This is a genomic window from Maribacter sp. UH1 (assembly GCF_056839145.1).
The window spans coordinates 3,198,778-3,221,089 of record NZ_CM166387.1 but is presented as its reverse complement, the minus strand read 5'-3'; the positions used below and the strand labels follow the sequence as shown (position 1 = coordinate 3,221,089).

The window sequence follows — 22,312 nt, the reverse complement described above, 5'->3', positions numbered from 1 at the left end:
GAAATTAAAATCCGTATTTATCTACCAGGTATATTAAACTTGCCATAGATGCAGCTCCTAATTGAAGCTCTCTTTTATTTACATGCTCAAAGGTGTCGTTCTCTGCATGGTGATGATCAAAATAACGTTGAGAATCTGGTCGTAAACCTGCCAATACCAATCCATCATTTTTTAACGGACCAATATCCGCACCACTAAAACCTTTTTCAAAATAGTGTACTAAGTATGGTTTAAAAAGACTTTTCCATTCCAAAACCTTCTCAAAATCTTTATCAGAACTTTCAAAAGTAAATCCGCGTGGAGAAAACCCGCCAGAATCACTTTCTAATGCAAAAATGTGCTTTTCATTTTTGGTACTAGCTATTTCTGCATACTTCTTTCCACCTCTTAAACCATTTTCTTCATTCATAAAAAGAACTACTCTAACCGTGCGTTTTGGCTTATAACCTGTTTTCTTAAATAGATTTAAAACCTCCATACTTTGAACACAACCAGCACCATCATCATGAGAACCATCGCCAAGATCCCAAGAATCTAAATGACCGCCAACAACGATAACTTCTTCTGGTTTAGTTGTTCCCCTGATTTCCCCAATAACATTATATGATTCTACATCATTGAATTGTTTACAGTTTTGTTTAAAATAAAATTCAATAGCAGGATTCAATTTTAAAGAAGTACTTAATAATTCTGCAGCATTGGTACTAATTGCCGCTGCAGGAATTCTTTCTGATACCGCTTGTTCTCCATAGTTCATTGATCCTGTATGCGGATAATCATCTAAACGAAGATTCATTGAACGAACAATTACGCCTACAGCACCAAATTCAGATGCCTCTAAAGCACCTGCATAACGCTGATCTACACAATTAGAATAAGCAGTAAACGTGTTAATTTGGGTAGCATCCATAGGCTTATTGAAAAACACTATTTTTCCCTGAATTTTATCTTTGCCAAGCGCTGCTAGCTGTTCTATACCTTGAACCTCTATAATATTCGCTTTTACACCTGTTGCCGGTGTAGCTACCGAACCACCAATTGCACAAATAGGTAAATTAGTAGTTGTACCTGGCGATGTTTCAAAGTAAGCAAATTCTGGTGTACCCCTAACCCACTTAGGAACCATTACCGGTTGTAACCAAACTTTATCTAGACCTAAAGAATCTAATTGCGCCTTTGTATAATTTACAGCTTGTTGGGCTTGAATAGATCCAGATAACCGCCCACCTATTTGATTAGATAAATAATTTAACCAATCATAACCATCGCCTTCGGTAAGAGCGGTATCATAAAGCTTCTTTATTTGTTCTTGATCCGTTTGTTGAGACCAACCCACATATGTGAGTGCAATAACAAATAATAAAGCAAGTTTACTGTTCAGTCTGTAATTGTTCTTCATAGCTGTCTAAATTAGCCATTATTTTTTCGCTTAACATAGGCTCCTTAATATCTTTGTATTTTTTTAACGAATCTAATAGTATGGATGCTACTATTATACGTGTTGCCTTTTTATTATCTGCAGGTACCGCAAACCATGGCGCATGATCATGTGTTGTTTTAGAAATAGCTTCTTCATAGCAATTCTGGTATGTATCCCACAACTTACGTTCTTTTAAATCACCTGGAGAAAACTTCCAATGCTTCTCTTTAAGAGCTAATCGTCTTAATAATCGTTGGCGTTGTTCTTCTTTAGATAGATTTAAAAAGAATTTAAAAATTAAGGTTCCATTTTCAGCTAGGTGTCGTTCAAAGTCATTTATTTGCTCAAATCTTTTATCCCAAAATTTTTGATCTATATCATCTACCGTGTGTACACCCGGTATATGTTCATTTAAAATGTATTCTGGGTGTACCCTAGTTACCAGAACATTTTCATAATGGGTTCTATTGAATACGCCAAATTTGCCTTTTGCCGGCAATACCAAATAATGTCGCCATAGATAATTATGACTTAATTCTAGTTCGGTAGGGACTTTAAAGCTATGTACTTCCACACCACTGACATTGAAATCTTTAAATACCTCACGAATCAAACTATCTTTACCAGCGGTGTCCATACCTTGGAGGCAAACTAGAATACTATATTTTCCATGTGCATAAATAGTATCTTGAAATTCGCCAAGATCTCTTCTTATTTTTGACAATTCTTTTTTAAGCTCCTTCTCAGACTTCCCAAAATCTTCAAAAGTCTCATAATCAGCTATTTTAAAATTTTTATTGGTTCTATAATTGTCTATTTTTATTTTATCCATTCTGAAATATAAAATTTAATATTAATTATTACTAATTCAACACCAAAACATAAGTAATATAATTCTCACAAATTCCGTTTATCGTGATTGAAGTGTATTGTATCGAAAATAATATTTTCAACAAGGTAAAGCATCTAAATTTATCCGTGTAAGATCCCAAATCTTGCACTAAAATCACCTACTTATGAAGAAAAATATCTTTTTTTTCTGTGCAATCGCACTACTGTCCCTATCCTCATTTGGTATGAATGTTGAGTGTGAATATGCCAATTCTAATATGGGTTATGCTAAATCTCAAATAAATGCAGCATTACTTACCCAAGATATAAATCAAGCTCGTTTTTACGCTTACAAAGCACTTAGCGCATTAGAGAAATCTAAAAACCAGTTAAATATTTGTGGGTGTAAATTAGCAAAGGAAAGCATGTTGGAAAACATGGAGGTACTATCACTTGCCACCAAATCAACCACATTAGAGGGTACTATAAGTTACTTAAATAAATCTTTTGAATTAACTAACAATACCATATTAGTATTAGAATCTCACGATTCACATGAAAGTGCTTATGATAACGATTCACTTTCTATAAATACCAGTTCTTCTACAACCCACACTACTGCAAAAAAGACGATCAAGAAAAAAGACCTTTTTAAAACTATTGATGCTTCTTTAGAAAAATATCGCATTTCGTTAGATAAGGTGGTTCAAAGTGTTAACTGCAAAGACGCTACTGCTTTTGCAACTAGAATTTTTGATGAATGTGAAGCTCAATTATTAAAACCGGATATCTCTGAAGGCAGCAAATATTACAATCTGCGCACTAAAGAGATTACCCAAGAAGCTTTAAACAAAATTGGTAATTGTTCTTCTAAAAAGTAACTATTAAGACTACTTACTGGCAAACAATTTTACATCATCCTCTGATACCTCTTGGCCACCAAGGATAATCAACCTTTCAACAACGTTTCTTAATTCACGAATATTCCCTGTCCAATCATAAGCTTTTAATAGTTTAATAGCTTTCTCTGAAAAAGTTTTACCCGCCATACCCTGCTCTGCTGCAATTTTTTTAGAAAAATGCTCAATTAGTAATGGAATATCATCTCTTCTATCATTTAAGCTAGGTACTTGAATAAGAATAACGGCAAGTCTGTGGTATAAATCTTCTCTAAAGTTACCTTCTTCAATCTCTTTCTTTAAATCTTTATTCGTAGCTGCAAGTACACGAACATCAACTTTTATATCTTTATCCGTACCAACACGAGAAATCTTACTTTCTTGAAGCGCTCTCAATACCTTTGCTTGTGCAGAAAGGCTCATGTCCCCTATTTCATCTAAAAATATAGTACCCTTATTAGCAGCTTCAAACTTTCCTGCTCTATCTTTAACTGCAGATGTAAAGGCTCCTTTTACGTGTCCGAACAATTCACTTTCTATTAATTCAGAAGGTATTGCAGCACAGTTTACTTCAATAAAAGACCCTGAACTTCTTGCACTCTTTTCATGTAGCCAATGTGCAACAAGTTCTTTACCGGTACCATTAGATCCGGTAATTAAAACACGGGCATCTGTAGGTGCCACTTTCTCGATCATATCTTTGATAGTACCTATTTCGCTACTCTCACCGATCATTTCGTAATTTTTACTCACCTTTTTCTTCAAGTTCTTGTTCTCTACAACCAAAACTTTTCTATCCAGTGCATTTCTAACGGTAGTAAGCAATCTATTTAAATCTGGTGGCTTAGAGATATAATCAAAAGCACCTAAACGCATTGTATTTACGGCAGTATCTAAATCTCCATGACCGGAAATCATGATAAAAGGAATTTCAGGTTTAATCTTTCTGGCAGCTTCTAGTACTTCTACACCATCCATTTTTGGCATTTTTATATCGCAGAGTACTAAGTCATAATCATTGTTCTTTATGGTCTCAATACCTTTTAATCCGTCTTCGGCTTCTTCTACGGAGTAGGCATCATTTTCTTCGGATAAAATTTTAACCAATACCCTTCTAATTGCTGCTTCATCTTCTATTACTAATATCTTTGACATAACTGCTTTTTAAATTCCTATTCTTATTCCTGTTCTAAAATATAGACCCGATGCGTCGTTTAAAGTAAATATATCATCTCTTTCTTCATTTCGTAAAGCACTATTTTGATAAATAGAACGACCACCTATAAAGTAAACGGACATATCCTTAGTTATTTTATATTGATATCCTAATGTCAATAATAATGCCGTAGAAGAAACATCGGTAGATAAATTATTACCGGGCAATAAAATATCATTCTGGATATTCACATAATATCCATCCAAAAATATTTCCGTCTGAAAGAAATGCCCTTTCTTGGTAAAGTACTTCATACCAGATTTTGGTGCTCCCAAAGTATAGGCCCAGTTTGGGTGAAATCGCTTCTCAAAATATACAAAGGGCAACGGTGCATCTATTGGAGAAGTACCATTATAAGAAATACCCAAAACCAACATATACGGCTTATCAACATCTTTAACATTTTTATATGCACCCAAGGTATAGTTCATATTAAAATCTTCATTTTCTAATTCCTGAACAAAGTTCGTAGACCATCTAGGGGTAACTACACCAATTAGTCGCCAGCTTTCAGATAACTTATACATATAGGCTAAATTCACATCTAGCACATGAAATTTGCTTAAGTCTCCAGAATTAGGAAACAAATCGTCAGGAACCTCAAAATTGTATCTGTTATACTCTGCCCCAAGAACTAAAAAATCTTTCTTATCACGAACCACAATGGGCACGTTCAAAACCAATTTAATACGTGATGTTTCAACATCACCACTATTTTCTGGCATCAGCATATATTCTAATCTAAATACATCTGGCGTCTGTGCTATAACTTTGGTAAAAGTAAAAAGCAGTAAACCTAAGAACAGAAAAACAAGATTATGCTTTTTCATTATCCTCTGCATTTGAAACATTGTTGTTCAGAAGTGGACCTTGTTGAAACAAATGCACATCTCTTTGAGGAAAAGGAATGGAGATGTTGTGCTTTCTAAATTCAGCATCTATTTTATACCGTACTTCACTTTTTACTCGTGGGTCTGTAAAACTATCGGTAATGTAAAAATTAACGGCAAATATGAGGGCAGAATCACCAAAGTCTTCAAAGATTACAAATGGTTTGGGACTTTTTAAAATAGTTCTTTGCGACTTCACTATATCTAATAATATTTGAGTCACAAGTTCTATATCACTCCCATACGCCACACCTATGCGAACCAATTCCCTAGTAGTTTTATGATTCTGTGTATAGTTATAAACAATGTCACTAATAAATTTATGATTTGGTATTATAATTACCTTATCATCTCTAGTAATTGCCCTTGTAGTTCTTAGTTTGATCTCAAAGACTTTACCTACTTTATTATCTATTTCAATAATATCACCAACCCTTAATGATTTATCTACTATAATAAATATACCACCAATGATATCTTGAAAAATCTCTTGTAAAGCCAAACCAAGTCCTACAAAAAGTGCCGCAGATGCCGTTATTAAAATGGTAATATTAATACCGGCCGCACTCATGGTAAATAGGATAACTATTACATACACCAAGTACTTTATGAACTTAAAAATGCTAATAAACTTCAGCTTATCATCGGCTTCCATTTTTCTAGTGAAGAACCTACGGATGGCCTGCAAAATAGTACTTGTAAGTAAAAATGCTACGGTAAGCAATAATAAAAGACCAATGGTTATGTGAATAGATTTTTCACCCTCCCCAAAATGATAACCTAGGTCTAAAAATTTCTTTATAGCCCCCCAAATATCATCCTCAATTATCTCTTTTATTTTCTCTGTACTTTCTTGAATCATGACGAATATTTAAGCCACTTATACAATTCTTTATAGCTAGGTTTTTTACCGTACATTAAAATACCTACTCTATATATTTTTGCAGCTACCCACACAATACCAATAAAAGTACCTATTAATATTAGAATTGATGTAACCAATTGCCAAACAGGCACTCCACCTTCACCAATACCCCAAGGTAAACGCATCAACATTACAATTGGTGATGTTAAAGGAAAAAGGGAAAAAGCAACGGCTATTGGTCCATTAGGATTACTAAATACAGAAAAGAACCCCACGTAAATTGCCAACATTAACGGTAGTATTACCGGAAATATAAATTGTTGCGTATCCGTTTCATTATCCACCGCCGCACCAATTGCGGCATAAATAGAACTATAAATCAAATAACCCAACATAAAATAAACAATGAAAAAGAAAAGCATTGCAAAAATGGGTAACTCAAATATTTCTTGTGTATATAATTGAACGTTTTGGGTAAGGGCATCTACATCAACATTAGTCGTATTTGCCATTCCAGGTGCTACACCACCGCCTTTGGTGAGACTTGCCGGGTCAATATCAAAAATAGCCAAACCAATGAACAACAAAATGGCTCCAGAAATAATCCAAATTCCAAATTGGGTAATACCCGCAAGAGATGTCCCAATAATTTTGCCCATCATTAAATGAAAAGGTTTTACTGATGAAATAATAACTTCAATAATTCGGCTAGTTTTCTCTTCAATAACGCTACGCATTACAAAGCCTCCGTAAATAATGATGAACATCATTATTAAATAGCCAAATGCACCACCAATAATCGCTTTGATTTCATTTATTCCTTTAACGTTCTGTAGTCCATCAAAAGTTTCAATATTTATGTTATAACTACGGTCCATCTCTGCATACTCCTTGGGTGAAACTCCAAGTTCTCGTAATCGCTCTTGACGCAGTCTACTCGTAATGGAATTTTCTAACTTATCCAGAACCGTAGCACTTGGAGCATCTTTGCTATAGAAAAAAGCACGCTGCGCAACCTGTTCTAAATTAGTTTCATTTGGCAGGTATATAAGACCATAAAAGCCTAAACCCATAGTAGAGTCTTTTGCCTGTTCTAGCGTTATATCTTTAAAATTGATATATGAAGTAGCCTCCGAGGTTACAAATTCATTGGCAAAATAACTACTCTCGTTTAATACACCGATCACCTTTTTCTCAGTGTCATTTAATTGGGTTAAATATGCTATTAACAATATCATACCAACCATTAAAATAGGACTCAAAAAGGTCATTACCACAAAAGACTTATTACGCACTTTTGCAATGTATTCTCTTTTTATAATTAGAGGTAACTTATTCATTGTCGATATTTTTATTTTGAATGGTCTTGATAAAAATATCATTTGCAGACGGTATGGTCTCGATAAATCCGTTTACGTTTGCCCTAGAGCCAAGAAAGGACAAAATTTCACCTGATTGATTAGAAGGTAGTTGTACCCTAAGGTTCAATTGTTTTTCAATACTATCATAATCTTGAGTAATAATCTGAAACTTATCTTTCATTTCAAGTAGCAGCGCTTCTTGATTGCTGGTTTCTAAACCAATTTCAAAAATATTATTCTTGTAAGCTTTTTTAATATCGGATAATTTACCATCCAATATTTTTTCAGATTTATGAATCAATGCTATATACTCGCACAGTTCCTCAACAGACTCCATTCTATGTGTCGAAAAAATTATGGAAGTACCATTTTCCTTTAGACTTAAAATCTGTTCTTTGATAATGTTAGCGTTTATAGGATCAAAACCACTAAAAGGTTCATCAAAAATCAACAGTTTTGGTTCGTGAAGCACGGTAACCACAAATTGTATTTTTTGCGCCATACCTTTAGAAAGCTCTTGTATTTTCTTGTTCCACCAATCGCCAATCTCCAATCTTTCGAACCAATACTTCAATCTCTTTTTTGCTTCAGCTTTGGACAAACCTTTTAGCTGTGCTAGGTAGAGTGCCTGTTCACCAACTTTCATGCTTTTATACAGACCGCGCTCTTCTGGCAAATAACCAATTTGTGCAATATGCTCAGACTTCAGTAATTCACCATCAAAATAGACAGCACCTTTATCTGGAAAAGTGATTTGATTTATAATACGTATCAGGGTGGTTTTACCGGCCCCGTTAGGTCCAAGTAATCCGTAGATACTATTCTTAGGAATTTCAAGGGAAACGTTCTTCAATGCCGTATGGCTTCCAAACTGTTTGGTGACCTCATTAGCTACCAAAATATGACTCATGTACTCAATTTCTACAAAGATATTGAAATGTTTGGACTAGCTACACTCTTTATGATTCCTTTATAAGGGCCGGTAGTGCAATTCATTTTGTCTTAAAAAGCAAAACCCACCCTTGATAAATCAAGGATGGGAAAAAAATTGCTATGAAAAAGAAAATTAATATTGGTTGCCCAATATTATCTCAAATATACGTTTTTTATTTAAAAACCGGTTATTTAGAACTTATGAGAACATATCTTTTACTTTTTCAAAAAATGACTTGTCAGATTTCTCCGGTCTAGGCTCAAAATTATCATTGCCCTGCATTTTCTCAAAGAACTCTCGTTGTTCTTTATTCAATTCTTTAGGTGTCCAAACATTTACATGCACCAATATATCACCAGCACCATAACCATTTAAACTTGTAATACCTTTACCTCTAAGTCTTAGTATTTTACCAGATTGAATACCAGCTTCTAGCTTAATACGAACTTTACCACCTACGGCATCTATTTCCTTAGATGTACCTAAAACAGCTTCAGAAATACTAACATAAAGATCGTAGTGTAGGTTATCACCTTCTCTTTTTAAGGTACTATGTTCTTGAGTTTCTATAGCAACCAATAAATCTCCTGGCACTCCGTTTCCTGGAGCATCATTACCTTTATTAGGCACTTTCAACTGCATGCCTTCCTCTACACCTGCCGGTATATTTATAGAAACGGTCTCTTCTGCAACCTTAAGTCCTTGTGCATCCGCATCACCAGGCTTACCATCTAAAATTTGACCACTACCACCACAAGTACTACAAACAGCAGCTGTTTGCATTCTACCAAGTATAGTGTTCTGAATTTTTGTCACCTGCCCTCTACCATTACAAGTAGAACATGTTTTATAGGTAACGCCTTCTGCCTGAACTTTTCGTTTTACCTTAACTTTTTTCTCTACACCATTTGCAATCTCTTCTAAGGTCAATGAAACCCTAATACGAAGATTGCTTCCTTTAACCCTACGTTGACCACCGCCACCGCCGAAGCCGCCAAAACCGCCACCGCCGAAGCCGCCGCCGAAAATATCACCAAACTGGCTGAAGATATCATCCATATTCATACCGCCGCCAAAACCGCCGCCACCGCCGCCTTCAAAGGCAGAATGACCGAACTGATCGTAACGAGCTTTCTTATCTGCATCGCTAAGAATCTCATAGGCTTCAGCAGATTTTTTAAACTTCTCTTCGGCAGAACTATCTCCCGGATTTTTATCTGGGTGATATTGCAATGCCTTTTTACGGTATGCTTTCTTTATTTCTGCAGCAGTTGCATTCTTACTGATGCCTAATACTTCATAATAATCTTCCTTCATTCCAATCTTTTAATTTCCTACTACTACTTTTGGATGCCTAATGATACGGTCGCCCAACTTAAATCCTTTTTCGATGACATCGATAATTTTACCTTTCATCTTTTTATCAGGAGCCGGTATTTGAGTAATTGCTTCATGTATTTCAGCATCGAATACATCACCTGCATTCGCCTCTACCATTTCTAAACCTTTGCCTTTCAGTGTTTCTCTAAGCTTAACGTTAATTAGCTCTACACCTTTAAAAGCTTCTTTGTCATCTGACTTCGCCAATTCTTTCATTGCTCTGTCAAAATCATCCAATACAGGCAATAATGAAACTATTACTTCTTGTCCTGCAGTTTTGAACAACTCCATACGTTCTTTAGAAGTACGTCTTTTATAATTCTCAAATTCTGCAAACAATCTCAAAAACTTATCTTTCTCTTTCGCCAGTTCCTCATTAAGTGTCTCTTCTACAGACTTTTCTTCCTCTTCCTCTTCACTCTCCAGCTTTTGTTCTTGCTCTTCGCCATCTAATAGCGCATCATCCAAGAATTCTTCATCCAAAGTGTTTTCTTTATCACTCATAACTTATTGTAATTTAATTCGCTGATTAAAAGCAGGCAAAAGTACTGCCAATTCTTTAAAAATGTCAAAATGTCACAAAAGATTAAAAAAAAATCCGCCAAAAAGCGGATTTAATTATATCTGACAAATGAATAAGTTTCTATGACACAAATTGTTTCGCTGTATTATTTTTAGCATCAACACACGCAGTATTTGTATCATAAATAGCACCAAGTGCTTGACAAATATTGGCATATTGAAATATAAAACCTTCTTCTTCTATTTTTTTACTGCTTACACGCTGACTAGCAAATAAGATATATGCCATTTGACCAAGTACGCCATACATTACAAATTTTGGAACATTAGGTAGAAACAAAGGTTGATCTAAAGCCTTGGCAATCTCTTTTACCAACTTCATATTAGTTACAGGATTTGGCGCAACACCATTATATGTCCCTTTTAATTTATACTTGGTTATATGTAAAAATATACCAGCCAAATCTGATATATGAATCCATGATTGCCACTGCTCACCAGAACCAAAAGCAGCGCCTACATAATATTTAACCGGTTTTGCCATTTCTGGTAACGCACCACCATCTTTTGACATAACCAACCCTATACGTACTTTAGCAACTGATAATCCTATTGTTTTAAACTCATTGATTTTCTTTTCCCAAACACTAACTACCTCTCCCAAAAAGCTATCATCAACCTTTTCTTCATTCTCGGTATAGTAATTACTTAAGGAATCTGGATAAATACCTATCGCCGAGGCAGAAACCAGAGAAGTTACCGTATGGTTTTCATTTTCTTGCAGCGTTTTCTTTAGAAGCTCTAAAGTATTAACTCTACTATTGATTATCTCTTTTTTATAGCTACTTGTCCATCTTTTAGATATACTTGAACCAGCTAAATTGATAATGACCGAAACACCATCTAGGCATTTTGCATCTATTTCCCCATTAGTAGGGTTCCAAAAATAACCTTGATAGTTATCTTTTGAAACAATTTTATTTTTTCGTGTAGTAAGGTAGTTAACGGTATAACCTATATCATGGCATTGAGATACTAACTCGCTACCTACTAAACCTGTCGCACCTGTTATCAATACTTTCATGGACTAAAGGTATTATTTTTGATACATCTAGATACACTATTTAATTTCGATTTAACATTGTTGCCATAGCTATTGATGTACAACGCGTTAAAGATTTATTAATACCCAAAAAATTATTGTTTTGTTGCTCGTAACATTTCTCTTTTGCCTGGAGGGCCTGGCAATCTTTCAACAAGAAAACCGACCTCTAACATAGCACGCCTAACACTACCCTTTGCTGCATAAGTAACTAATGTACCACCACTTTTCATAGCATTGAACATAATTTGAAAAATTTCTACCGTCCATAATTCCGGTTGTACACGGGCACCAAAAGCATCGAAATAAACGAGATCATAAGTATTAATGTCATCTATTTCCTTAAAAAGCTTTTGTTGCTTAGTTAGTTTGAAGTTCGAAGTTATTTCTATCTCTTGCCCCCATGAAGAAGCGTGCATTAAATCAAAATCATCTTTTCTTGAAATAGCATTTAATTCCTCTAAGTAATTTAGCTGATCAAGTTCTTCTGCCGATACAGGGTAAGCCTCTACACCAGTATATTTAATTTGAAGATTTCGCTTTTGACATTCAATTAAGGTTATAAAAGCATTTAAACCGGTACCAAAACCTATTTCAAGAATGTTCAACTCTTGATCTTTAAATAAATCCAATCCAGATTTTATGAACACGTGGTAAGCTTCTTGTATAGCACCATGTTTGGAATGGTACTGCTCTTGCCAGTCCATAATTTGGATGGTTTTAGAACCATCTCCTGTAGTAATAATTTCTCTTTTCAATTAATTAGGAACTATTACGCCCGTTGCCTCAAAACTATACGTTCTTTTAGGAGCTGTTATTTTTGCAATTTCTTCTGAAGTTTTACCACCATCTTTAGCATAATGCCTTTGATCATCAACACTCATTTCCTCTACAAATGCCAATCCGTTCAAAACAACTTCTTTTTCAAGAATATCTGCCGGCATGAAAAATCCATAATCTTTAAATCTTACCATTGCTTGCTCACCTTCTGGCAATTCAACAATCATCCAACATCCTTTTACCTTACAAACTTCTTTTACTTTAGTCTTGAATTGAATATTCAAAGAATCTGCTACTGGTAACGAAGCAAATTGTGCCATTACTTCATTTTTGTCACTCAATGAAGTGATTTTAAACTCTTCGCCGTAAAACTCTGATGCATTTTTTTCAGCATCTTGCTGGGCAAGGCATGTAAAAAACCCAAACAAAAAGACAAGTAATATGTTAAATCCTTTCATAAATCCTAAAAATGTTGATATACCTGCAAAACTCATCAATTTAAAACTAAAAAAGAAGTGCTAGTAGGGATATTTGTTTAATTTTAATCAACTAAAGTTACGTATTTCATGAGTATTGCAACGAAAGATATCATAGTAGAAAAGGTAAAAACTTCAAAAATTGACCAAGTAGATTTTGACAATCTTGCTTTTGGCTCAGTATTCACAGACCATATGTTAGTCTGTACTTATAAAAATGGTGCGTGGGAAACTCCTAAAATAACACCATACCAACCAATTACATTAGACCCTTCTTCAAAGATTTTTCATTACGGACAATCTATTTTTGAAGGTATGAAAGCATATAAGGACAAAAATGATGATGTCTACCTATTTAGACCATTAGATAATCATAAACGTTTTAATATTTCTGCAGAAAGAATGTGTATACCCCAAATTCCTGAAGATTACTTTATGGAAGGGTTGACCACACTTTTAAATCTAGATAAAGATTTTATACCTACTAAAGATGGTAGTTCTTTATATATCAGACCTTTTATGTTTGCCTCTGGTAACGGTTTTCATGCATCGCCAGCCAACGAATATAAGTTCATCATTGCTTGCGCACCTTCTGGAGCTTATTTTTCTGGCAAGGTAAAAGTACTTATAGAGGAAAAATATTCTAGATCGGCAAACGGCGGCGTAGGTTATGCTAAAGCTGGTGGTAACTATGCAGGTCAGTTCTACCCAACGCAACTTGCTGTTGAAAAAGGATATAACCAAGTAATCTGGACAGATGACACCAACCATGAATTTATTGAAGAAGCTGGTGCAATGAATATATTCATTAGAATAAACGACACCTTATTAACAGGACCTACCAGTGATCGTATACTTGATGGTATTACCAGAAAAAGTATTTTAGACATTGCTAAAGATCAAGGCATTAAGACCGAGGTTAGAAAGATAACGGTAAAAGAAGTTGTTGAGGCCGCAAAAGACGGGTCATTAAAAGAAATGTTCGGTGCCGGTACGGCAGCGGTTATTTCACCCATTGCAGGTTTTGGTTACAGAGATACTGATTATGATTTACCAGAATTGGAGAATAGTTTTGGTCAACAATTAAAGAAAATCATAACAGACATACAATACAACAAATCTGAAGATAAATTCGGATGGCGCTATAAAGTCAAATCATAACAATAAAAAAAGGGGGCGAATCGCCCCTTTTTTTATTTATCTAAAATAGCACCAATATTGGGCTTAGAATAATTAGGTCCCTTAAGCACTTTTCCATCTTCACGGTAAATAGGTTTGCCATCTTCACCCAACTTACTCATATTACTTCTTTGTATTTCATTGAATACTTCTTCAATCTTATACTGCATACCGTGTTCCAATATAGTACCACACAATATGTATAACATATCACCCAATGCATCAGCAACTTCAACAAGGTCATTATTCTGAGCAGCTTCTAAATATTCATTATTTTCCTCGTCCATTAAATTAAAACGCAAAGTGTTCTTTGCTTCTCCTAAATCCGCAATCATATCTTCTGAAACACCCAGACCAAAAGAATTATGAAACTCTTCTACTGCTTTGATTTTATTTTTCATCTTTATTATACTGTTTTCGGTTAGCTTTGCGTAAAAATATAAAATATGTTTAGCACCGGACAAATCATTTTTGCAATCGCTTTTGCAGTGGTTTTCGCCATCATAATTGTAATTTCTTACAGAAAAGACCTTGAGTTACACAAAAAAAACTTCAAAGGCGTAAAATGGATAGGTGTTTTCTTTACACTATTCATAATTCTACTGCTATTCATAAAGTTTTTCCTAAAAGAATAGTTAATTTTTTTCCTACACCACAAAAATTAACGTTTTCACAACAAAACGCCGAATATCGACGTTATATATACCAAATACCGTAATTTTGCGTTATTCATCTATAAGATGTAATAAATTATGATGACATTTCTTACAATTTTTTTAGTATTAGTAGGTATTAACATTGCGTTGGTAGCAGTTAGTTTGATCAGTGTTTCTCAAAAAGCGAAAACTACAGCTCAAAAATCAGCTAAACAACCAACATCTGTAATCTATCCTTTAGATTTACTTACTACAAGCTACAAGAAAGCAGTTTAGTTTTTACCTTTATAAGGTATGAAACAATTTTTACTGGTTTTTTTAGGCGGGGGTTTAGGTAGTATTTTAAGATACTATATATCTAAAAACCTGAATGCCTATTATTCAAATTTCTATTTAGGTACCTTTTTGGTCAATATCATTGGCTGTCTACTTATAGGTATACTAATAGGACTCTCCCTCAAGAACAATTACATTTCAGAAAATCAGACATTATTATTGGCTACCGGTTTCTGTGGTGGCTTCACTACCTTTTCAACCTTTGCATTGGAAAGTAATATCTTATTTAAAGAATCCTCACTACTTCAAACATCCCTATATATGGGCTTAAGTGTAGCTATTGGTATACTTGCTATATCATTTGGGCTATGGATTTGCAAAATGTTATAGAAATAACATTCATTGCTCACTATTTTATTTTTATACATTTTTTTAAGTATTTGCCGTTTTATTAAACAATCGTTAGATAATTAGTCAATTTTCTGACGATTATTCTATGATAAGACCCAAATCACTATTCCTCATTCTCGTTATCTTCAATATAAACATCTAATAATAACAATACCCTAAAATTTTAGGGGTATAAATTATCATACTGACAAAAATCAGCAGTGATCCCCTAATATTTTTAGGGTGTGAATGTTTTTAACATATATTTGGCAATATCAAAAACTTATTCAAATGAAAAAAATCGAGGCAATTATTAGAAAATCAAAATTTGACGATGTCAAAGAGGCATTGCATCAAATAGAGGTGAACTTCTTCAGTTACTGGGATGTAACCGGGGTAGGAAATGAAAAACAAGGGCATGTTTATCGTGGAATTTCTTACAGCACTACAGATATCCAACGTAGGTATTTATCTATAGTTGTTTCAGATGACTTTTTAGAGAAAACAGTAGATACAATTTTAGAATCGGCATATTCAGGTAATGTTGGTGACGGAAAAGTATTTGTATCAGAAGTATTAGAAGCCTATAGAATTAGAACCAAAGAAAAAGGTTTGGCAGGAATTAACTAACCCTTATAAGAACCACTCAAAAAATTACAATTATGAATGAAGCAACACAAGAATCAATGAACGCAGCTATAGAAGCGATAAATGGTGACATGGGAGCCTTATGGATTACCATTGCCGCTATTTTAGTTTTCTTTATGCAAGCAGGGTTCACTTTGGTAGAAGTCGGTTTTACCAGAAGTAAGAACTCAGGAAACATAGTAATGAAAAACTTAATGGACCTTGCCGTAGGTTCAATCATGTTCTGGGCCGTAGGGTACGGTATCATGTACGGGAGTGACCTAGTATTAGGTGGCTTTTTTAGATCAAGTCCTGCTGAACAAGGATATTTCTTCTTTAGTGCAACAGATTGGTATAATTTATTTTTCCAAACTGTATTCTGTGCAACAGCAGCTACAATTGTATCTGGAGCAGTTGCAGAACGTACTAAATTTTCAACTTATTTAATTTTATCTGCAGTATTAACAACATTTATTTACCCAATATCTGGTAGCTGGTACTGGCCATTTGATGATGATGCGTGGTTAAACACTGCTGGTTTTATTGATTTCGCAGGTTCTTCTGTAGTACACGCCGTAGGTGGTGGTGCTGCTTTGGTAGCTGCCATTATGGTAGGTCCAAGAATTGGTAAATATGTTGACGGAGAAGTAAAAGTTATTCCTGGTCATAATATGATGTATGGCGCTTTAGGTGTTCTTATCCTTTGGTTAGGATGGTTCGGTTTTAACGGTGGTTCTCAATTAGCTTGGGGTGGTGATGATACTATTGCGGCAGGTAGCGTAATTATCAACACAAACTTAGCAGCAGGCATTGGAGCTATAGCAGCTCTTTTCTTAACATGGATAAAATACGGAAAGCCAGATCTTTCTATGACACTGAACGGTGCTTTAGCAGGTTTAGTTGGTATTACAGCTGGTTGTGGTGCTGTTAATGCCTGGGGTGCAATTGCAATAGGTCTAATTTGTGGTCTAGCAGTAGTACTTTCTATTGAAATATTGGACAAAAAGTTTAAAATTGACGATCCAGTAGGTGCTATATCTGTACATGGTACGTGTGGTTTCATTGGTACTGTATTAGTAGGTGTATTCGCTTTAGACGGTGGTCTTTTATACGGAGGTGGCGCTAGTCTTCTTTGGGTTCAGACTTACGGTTCTTTAGCTTACATTCTATGGGCTGCTTTTGGAACCTTTGTTGTTCTATTTATATTAAAGAAAACAATAGGTTTAAGAGTTTCTAAACAAGACGAGATCGAAGGATTGGATATTACAGAGCATGGTCTTGAAGCATACCCTGAGCATATTTCAAGCGACAAATAAAAAAAATACGGAGCGTTTTGCAGAACGCTCCGTTACATAACCCTATCAATAAATTACTCAAATTAATTCATCCCAAAAGGGATAAAAATCAAAACTTATGAAAACGATTATTTACACAAAATACGTAAAAAATATTTTTGCAACAGGTCTTATGCTTTTTGCAGCTGCTGGCGTAGTAGCTCAGGAAGATGAAGAAGAGAAAAAAATAAGCATTAGCGGTTCGGTAGATGCTTACTATCAAACAAACTTGAGTGCATCTGATGCCACAGCACAATCATTTGGCAGTTCATTTGCAAATGAGCTTGGTTTTGCTTTAGGTATGGCAAATATTATTGCCACTTATGAAGGAGAAAAAACTGGTGTAGTTGCAGATGTAGTTTTTGGACCAAGAGGCGATGAAGCTGTTGGCGGATATAACCTAAACCAACTTTATGCTTACTGGAATGTATCTGAAGGTACTACTTTAACAATGGGTAGATTCAATACTTACCTAGGATACGAAGTAATATCTCCTGTAGGTAACTTTAACTATAGTACGTCATATTTGTTTTCTAACGGACCTTTCTCGCACGTTGGTTTAAAAGCTGATTTTGCACTTTCAGATGATTTTAGTTTAATGTTAGCAATTATGAACGTAACTGACACGAACAATAACTTAACTGGTGCTTACTCTGCAGGTGCTCAATTAGGGTACTCAGGTCAATACCTTAACTTCTACTACGATGGTGGTGAAGCATTAGGTTTTGAAATAGATTATACAGGTGGTTTTGATCTTTCTGAAGATTTCTTCTTAGGAATCAATGCAGCTTATGCTGATAATGACGGTGCAGGTTTCTCAGGTGTAGCGCTTTACCCTCAATATGCTACTTCAGATGATTTCTCAATTGGATTAAGAGGTGAATACTTTGCTGTTGATTTAGATACTCCTGGTATAGACAACCCAAGTGTATTGGGATTAACTTTAACTGGAAGTTATTCAGTAGAAAACTTAACAATCAAGCCTGAAATCAGATTAGATTCTTGGGGTGATGACGTTGAGCCTTACTTCGACGCAGACGGAGCAGCTTCTAAAAGCTTATCTTCTTTCTTAGTAGCAGCTGTTTACTCTTTCTAAGTTGTTGATAAAATTAATGGTTGATTTTATAGTTTAAGTTTTAAAACCTCGGCAATACCTGCCGAGGTTTTTATTTTTTACAACTTAGTGGTCAAATGCCTTTACCCCTACTTTAATTTCAGTGTCTAAATTATTTACGGCAGGCACAAGAGGACAACTGAACTTTTTATTATAAGCACAATACGGATTGTATGCTTTATTAAAATCAAGAATAATTGTATTACCATCAGGAATTCTTAAATCCAAATATCTACCACCACCATAAGTTTCCTTACCATTCGTATTATCTGTAAAAGGCAAGAACAGGTAATCCTCATATTCTCCTTGAGTAATTAAATCTGGAGATTGGTAAATTTCCAATTCATGGGCTTTTCCATTAATAGAGAACTTAGCGATAGCATATACAACCTCCGTAGACTCCCTATCTGTAGTAGTAGGCATTGAAAATGGCAACGCTTCAGGAGTTCTTATAAATTCTGCCTCAATGACATAACTGGTATCTGGCTCAAAAAAATCTAAGCTTTCAAAATCAATACGAAAGCGATCCGCTAATGGAGAAGTTTCAGGGTCTTTAAATTCAGCATTTAATTCTTTCTGAAAAATTAAAATATCCGCCAATTTATCTGATGTTGCAGTAGCAACTACTTCATCTTTTACATCGTGATATTTCTTTTCCTGTCCGCATGAAACAAACATTCCTAAAACTAAAACTGCAATACATAATCTCATATCTCTTCCTTTACACTTCAAAAATACAATTTATTCATTGTACCTTTTTTTACATATAATCGTACTTTAGAACCTTATACTTTTTAATATGAAATTTAAACATGTTTTGCCGTTTTTACTTTTAACTTTATTTAGCTGTCAAGAAAATAAGATAGCACATGAAAAAGAGGTTGAAATAGAAAAGACAAGAGTAATGCCAGAGCTAAATCCTGAAAGTTACAATGTTGCTTTTTTAATTATGGACGGTACTTTTAACACTGAATTTACGGCACCATTCGATATTTTTCAACACACAAAATATAGAAAGAATATAAAGGCAATGAACACTTTTATAGTTGCCAATACTTTAGAACCGATCACCACTTTTGAGGGTGTTCGTATACTGCCAGATTATGATTATACAAAAGACAAGCTACCCAAAATAGATATTTTAGTAGTTCCTAGCGCAGAACATTCAATGGACAGTGATTTGGAAGACACGGTAATGTTAGATTTTATTAAAAAAGTTAATAAAACCGCACTTTACATGACAAGCCATTGCGATGGAGCCTTCCCTTTGGCAAAAACAGGAATTTTAGATTCAGTTGCTTCCACTACCTTCCCTAGTGATGTGGAAAATTACAGAAAGATGTTTCCTGATTTGAATATAAAAGACAATGTCCTATTCGTTCACGATGGAAAATACATTACGTCTGCAGGCGGAGCAAAAAGTTTTGAAGCAGCCTTATATCTTTGCGAAGTACTTTATGGAAAAGAAATTACCAAATCTCTTGCAAAGGGTTTGGTCATAGATTGGGATTTAGAAAAGGTGCCACACCTTACTGTTCAATAACATCATATCTAGCATCTTTTAGATATTTTTCAATCATCTCATTAAACTCAGGCATAATTTTAAATAGTGATGCATGCTCTATTGAATATAGCTTCTCCTTATCAGAGTACCCTGTTTTCAAAAGCTCTTCTAAATAAAAAAGCGCCGTACCATAATCTTCCATCTTAGAACTAGCGGATATGACATTTAAATACCCCTCATGTTCCGTTGGTGCCGTTATAGTTTTTATCATGTTCAATAAATTTAAAGCTTCCCAATCAACCTTTTCATCTGCAGCTATAAAATCGATATTATCAGAAACCAAAGCATTGATATATCCCCTTAATCTTGAAGACATTTGGCGCTCAAACAGATTAGTACTTTTATCCAATTTATTCAATTCATCCATCTGGTAATTCCACCAACCTAAATTAGCATAATTGTAAGAAATGATATCTTCTTCTAAATAATAACTATAATCCTCTTTAGTAAACGATTCTTTTAAAAAGTAACTATTCTGACTTCTATTGGCTTGTCTGTAAGAAGTACTTCTTCTCAATACTTTTTGCGAAGCTTTTAAGGAATCCAATTCCATTAAAGGATAGAAAATTTTCTCCATATCTAACATTTGATAGGTTGCCAATAATGGTTTCTGTTTAGAAACATTCGTATTAACATCTACCAAAAACTCATTATATGATGCATTGATCAAACTGTCGTTTCGCTGTAAATACCCCTTTGCCATGCTGGTCAATGTCAACATTCTAAACGCTTTTGCAATTGTTTCTTTCTCCGGCAAATTTCTATCCCCATCAAACACTAACAATTCATTAGGAAATTTTAATTTATTTAGTATCTGCTTGGTGTCATACATATCCCTAAAATTATAATCTGACCTATTTACCAAACCAATAAACTGAAAAGGCTGCTTTACATTCAATATCTCAACATTCCCTACAGAGGCACCAATTGAAATAACACCTTTAATCTCTCTTACAAACGTTGGTAAAATTGATGCGAACATAGCACCACTGGCAAAACCGGCTGTATATGTACGGTTTTTTGCCGTAGGTATGGTATTAAAAACGGAGTTAAACATTCTGTTTGCAACCAGTACATTCTCCGCTATCGAAAGGGAGTCACTAAGATTGTTTGAACTAGCCAACACATACCCTTCTTGCTCGGCAGCATTGATTAACATAGAAACAGCCGCTTTACCTTTACCATCCAAATCTGTAACAAATGCAACAGGCCATGGTCTACTAACATCAAAATTAGTAGGTAAATAAAGTGAATACGTTTCATTCAAAGAATCGTTTATTATTAGATTTTCCGTAATAGCACCTCTTAAAAGCCTAAGCTCTTGAGAATAGGATGCCGAAGAAATTAAAACAAAGGCAAGGAGTAGTATTTTTTTCATCATTTATTTTGCATCAAAAATCTAGCCAAAATAATTTTTAACCAACAGTCTTTTAAATTCGTTTTACAAACAATACTTAAAGCTAGTTAAAACAATTATAAATTTCTATTTAATCTTATGCATAGGTGCATTTGAAATTACTTGCGATAAAACAATATGTGTTCTGGTTTCACCATATTGAATTAGTTGATCAATAAACTTCTCTAAATGAAACTGATCTTTCAATACTACCTCCATAACAATATTTTCATTCCCAGTAATTCTATAACAATTTATGACCTCTTGTAATGTAGGAACTACTGCTAAAAAGGGCTTCAACTTTCCCATAAAAGCTCTCAAAGTAATTATTGCTTTTAATTGGTGCCCTGTTAATGCATGAGACACGGTAGCCTTGTAACCATGAATAATACCAAGATCCTCCATTTTCTTAACACGTTCAGCTACTGCGGGGGCTGTTAGCCCAACAGTACGTCCAATATTCGCGAAGGATTCCCTCGCATTATCTTGCAATTGTTTCAGTATTTTCCAATTAAGCTCGTCTATCTTTGGATTCAAAAGTTTTTTTGTTTAATTATTTATTATCAAAGGTAAAAATACAAATTACGTTTCTATTCAATAGAAAATTTACAAATAACTAACGTAATTTTATAAGACGCTAATTACACCCCACATAATGGCATATCGAAGTTTAAAACATTTACCTATTTACAGAAAAGCATTGGAACTCTGCACAATGAGTAGAGAGATTGCCTCATATGTATCTTTCAACAAAGACTTAATGCGTCTTTGCGAATCAACTAGTCTTAGAGATATTATGGCTAATTCTATCTTAACGGATTCCATATTAATTCCTCAAAAAATCGCTCAAGTAGAATATTCTAATTGTAGCAATGAGCGCTTAGAAACTATTTCTTACATCAACATTATCATAAGAAACATCAACTCATATTGCATGGGTCTTGAGAAACATGGCGTAAAAGAAACAGAGTATATTAACTTACTTAGAAAAGAGATAAAAAGCTTTAGAAAATCATATAAGGCTTGGAAATCCGAGCACTCATAATCTTTTTAAATTCTTTTCAAATTATTGCTTATTGCCAGCGTTTTAAGAATTATGA

25 protein-coding genes are annotated in these 22,312 nt (G+C 34.5%); 9 read left to right on the top strand and 16 right to left on the bottom strand.

Annotation, left to right across the window (positions count from 1 at the left end):
* Positions 1-4: 4 nt before the first annotated feature.
* Positions 5-1,399 (bottom strand): M20/M25/M40 family metallo-hydrolase, encoded by a 1,395-nt coding sequence (locus tag UH1x_RS14000; RefSeq protein ID WP_482622385.1) that lies wholly within the window; start codon positions 1,397-1,399, stop codon positions 5-7.
* Positions 1,371-2,252: a PPK2 family polyphosphate kinase gene (locus UH1x_RS13995; RefSeq protein ID WP_482622383.1), complete on the bottom strand. Its 882-nt coding sequence runs from the start codon at positions 2,250-2,252 to the stop codon at positions 1,371-1,373. Before UH1x_RS13995 ends, UH1x_RS14000 begins: the two co-directional genes overlap by 29 nt.
* Before the next feature lie 184 nt (positions 2,253-2,436).
* On the opposite strand from UH1x_RS13995, the gene UH1x_RS13990 reads away from it, so the two are divergent.
* Entirely contained in the window at positions 2,437-3,132 is a 696-nt protein-coding gene (locus UH1x_RS13990; protein WP_482622382.1) for a hypothetical protein, read from the top strand.
* A gap of 9 nt (positions 3,133-3,141) precedes the next feature.
* Here the strand turns inward: UH1x_RS13990 and UH1x_RS13985 are convergent, their stop codons facing one another.
* The 10 genes from UH1x_RS13985 to UH1x_RS13940 all read right to left on the bottom strand — a co-directional run bounded on the left by UH1x_RS13985 (position 3,142) and on the right by UH1x_RS13940 (position 12,658).
* Positions 3,142-4,305, bottom strand: a complete 1,164-nt coding sequence (locus UH1x_RS13985; RefSeq protein ID WP_036152805.1) for a sigma-54-dependent transcriptional regulator — start codon at positions 4,303-4,305, stop codon at positions 3,142-3,144.
* A gap of 9 nt (positions 4,306-4,314) precedes the next feature.
* Complete coding sequence (locus UH1x_RS13980) at positions 4,315-5,196, bottom strand: DUF6268 family outer membrane beta-barrel protein (RefSeq protein ID WP_482622381.1); 882 nt, start codon at positions 5,194-5,196, stop codon at positions 4,315-4,317.
* On the bottom strand, positions 5,183-6,118 hold the full coding sequence (locus UH1x_RS13975; protein WP_482622379.1) for a mechanosensitive ion channel family protein: 936 nt from the start codon (positions 6,116-6,118) through the stop codon (positions 5,183-5,185). The genes UH1x_RS13980 and UH1x_RS13975 overlap by 14 nt, the downstream gene beginning before the upstream one ends.
* On the bottom strand, positions 6,115-7,461 hold the full coding sequence (locus tag UH1x_RS13970; RefSeq protein WP_482622377.1) for an ABC transporter permease: 1,347 nt from the start codon (positions 7,459-7,461) through the stop codon (positions 6,115-6,117). The genes UH1x_RS13975 and UH1x_RS13970 overlap by 4 nt, the downstream gene beginning before the upstream one ends.
* Positions 7,454-8,392, bottom strand: coding sequence for an ABC transporter ATP-binding protein (locus tag UH1x_RS13965; RefSeq protein ID WP_482622375.1), 939 nt, complete (start codon positions 8,390-8,392; stop codon positions 7,454-7,456). The genes UH1x_RS13970 and UH1x_RS13965 overlap by 8 nt, the downstream gene beginning before the upstream one ends.
* 222 nt (positions 8,393-8,614) lie before the next feature.
* A complete protein-coding gene (gene dnaJ, locus UH1x_RS13960) occupies positions 8,615-9,733 on the bottom strand; it encodes a molecular chaperone DnaJ (protein WP_036152794.1) in 1,119 nt (372 codons plus the stop codon).
* Positions 9,734-9,742: 9 nt separating this feature from the next.
* On the bottom strand, positions 9,743-10,300 hold the full coding sequence (locus UH1x_RS13955; protein WP_482622373.1) for a nucleotide exchange factor GrpE: 558 nt from the start codon (positions 10,298-10,300) through the stop codon (positions 9,743-9,745).
* 139 nt (positions 10,301-10,439) lie between these two features.
* Entirely contained in the window at positions 10,440-11,402 is a 963-nt protein-coding gene (locus tag UH1x_RS13950) for a TIGR01777 family oxidoreductase (protein ID WP_482622371.1), read from the bottom strand.
* 113 nt (positions 11,403-11,515) lie between these two features.
* A complete protein-coding gene (mnmC2, locus tag UH1x_RS13945) occupies positions 11,516-12,178 on the bottom strand; it encodes a tRNA (5-methylaminomethyl-2-thiouridine)(34)-methyltransferase MnmC2 (RefSeq protein WP_482622370.1) in 663 nt (220 codons plus the stop codon).
* Complete coding sequence (locus UH1x_RS13940) at positions 12,179-12,658, bottom strand: DUF4920 domain-containing protein (RefSeq protein ID WP_482622369.1); 480 nt, start codon at positions 12,656-12,658, stop codon at positions 12,179-12,181.
* Between the two features lie 108 nt (positions 12,659-12,766).
* Between UH1x_RS13940 and UH1x_RS13935 the strand changes: the two genes are divergently transcribed.
* Positions 12,767-13,837: a branched-chain amino acid aminotransferase gene (locus UH1x_RS13935; protein WP_482622367.1), complete on the top strand. Its 1,071-nt coding sequence runs from the start codon at positions 12,767-12,769 to the stop codon at positions 13,835-13,837.
* A 32-nt stretch (positions 13,838-13,869) separates the two neighbouring features.
* Here UH1x_RS13935 and UH1x_RS13930 read toward each other — a convergent pair whose 3' ends face one another.
* The gene (locus UH1x_RS13930) at positions 13,870-14,256 is read right to left on the bottom strand and encodes a pyrophosphohydrolase domain-containing protein (RefSeq protein WP_036152784.1); all 387 of its coding nucleotides are present in this window, start codon (positions 14,254-14,256) and stop codon (positions 13,870-13,872) included.
* Between the two features lie 351 nt (positions 14,257-14,607).
* Here UH1x_RS13930 and UH1x_RS13925 point away from each other — a divergent pair, with 351 nt between their 5' ends.
* From UH1x_RS13925 to UH1x_RS13905, 5 genes are all read left to right on the top strand, one after another.
* Positions 14,608-14,787 carry a hypothetical protein gene (locus tag UH1x_RS13925; RefSeq protein ID WP_157486474.1) on the top strand — a complete coding sequence of 60 codons (180 nt, stop codon included), beginning with the start codon at positions 14,608-14,610 and terminating at the stop codon, positions 14,785-14,787.
* An 18-nt stretch (positions 14,788-14,805) separates the two neighbouring features.
* Entirely contained in the window at positions 14,806-15,177 is a 372-nt protein-coding gene (crcB, locus tag UH1x_RS13920) for a fluoride efflux transporter CrcB (RefSeq protein WP_482622365.1), read from the top strand.
* Positions 15,178-15,468: 291 nt separating this feature from the next.
* Positions 15,469-15,807 (top strand): P-II family nitrogen regulator, encoded by a 339-nt coding sequence (locus UH1x_RS13915; RefSeq protein WP_036157884.1) that lies wholly within the window; start codon positions 15,469-15,471, stop codon positions 15,805-15,807.
* A 32-nt stretch (positions 15,808-15,839) separates the two neighbouring features.
* Positions 15,840-17,120, top strand: coding sequence for an ammonium transporter (locus UH1x_RS13910; RefSeq protein WP_482622362.1), 1,281 nt, complete (start codon positions 15,840-15,842; stop codon positions 17,118-17,120).
* A gap of 97 nt (positions 17,121-17,217) precedes the next feature.
* On the top strand, positions 17,218-18,234 hold the full coding sequence (locus UH1x_RS13905; RefSeq protein ID WP_482622360.1) for an outer membrane beta-barrel protein: 1,017 nt from the start codon (positions 17,218-17,220) through the stop codon (positions 18,232-18,234).
* A gap of 84 nt (positions 18,235-18,318) precedes the next feature.
* On the opposite strand, the gene UH1x_RS13900 is transcribed toward UH1x_RS13905, so the two are convergent.
* Entirely contained in the window at positions 18,319-18,963 is a 645-nt protein-coding gene (locus UH1x_RS13900; protein ID WP_482622358.1) for a DUF1684 domain-containing protein, read from the bottom strand.
* Between the two features lie 88 nt (positions 18,964-19,051).
* Here UH1x_RS13900 and UH1x_RS13895 point away from each other — a divergent pair, with 88 nt between their 5' ends.
* On the top strand, positions 19,052-19,795 hold the full coding sequence (locus UH1x_RS13895; RefSeq protein WP_482622357.1) for a DJ-1/PfpI family protein: 744 nt from the start codon (positions 19,052-19,054) through the stop codon (positions 19,793-19,795).
* Here the strand turns inward: UH1x_RS13895 and UH1x_RS13890 are convergent.
* Positions 19,782-21,197: an alpha/beta hydrolase gene (locus tag UH1x_RS13890; protein ID WP_482622355.1), complete on the bottom strand. Its 1,416-nt coding sequence runs from the start codon at positions 21,195-21,197 to the stop codon at positions 19,782-19,784. The genes UH1x_RS13895 and UH1x_RS13890 overlap by 14 nt on opposite strands.
* Positions 21,198-21,299: 102 nt before the next feature.
* Positions 21,300-21,749 carry an Lrp/AsnC family transcriptional regulator gene (locus UH1x_RS13885; RefSeq protein ID WP_036152765.1) on the bottom strand — a complete coding sequence of 150 codons (450 nt, stop codon included), beginning with the start codon at positions 21,747-21,749 and terminating at the stop codon, positions 21,300-21,302.
* A gap of 118 nt (positions 21,750-21,867) precedes the next feature.
* Between UH1x_RS13885 and UH1x_RS13880 the strand changes: the two genes are divergently transcribed.
* Positions 21,868-22,257, top strand: coding sequence for a hypothetical protein (locus UH1x_RS13880; RefSeq protein ID WP_036152762.1), 390 nt, complete (start codon positions 21,868-21,870; stop codon positions 22,255-22,257).
* Positions 22,258-22,312 lie beyond the last annotated feature (55 nt).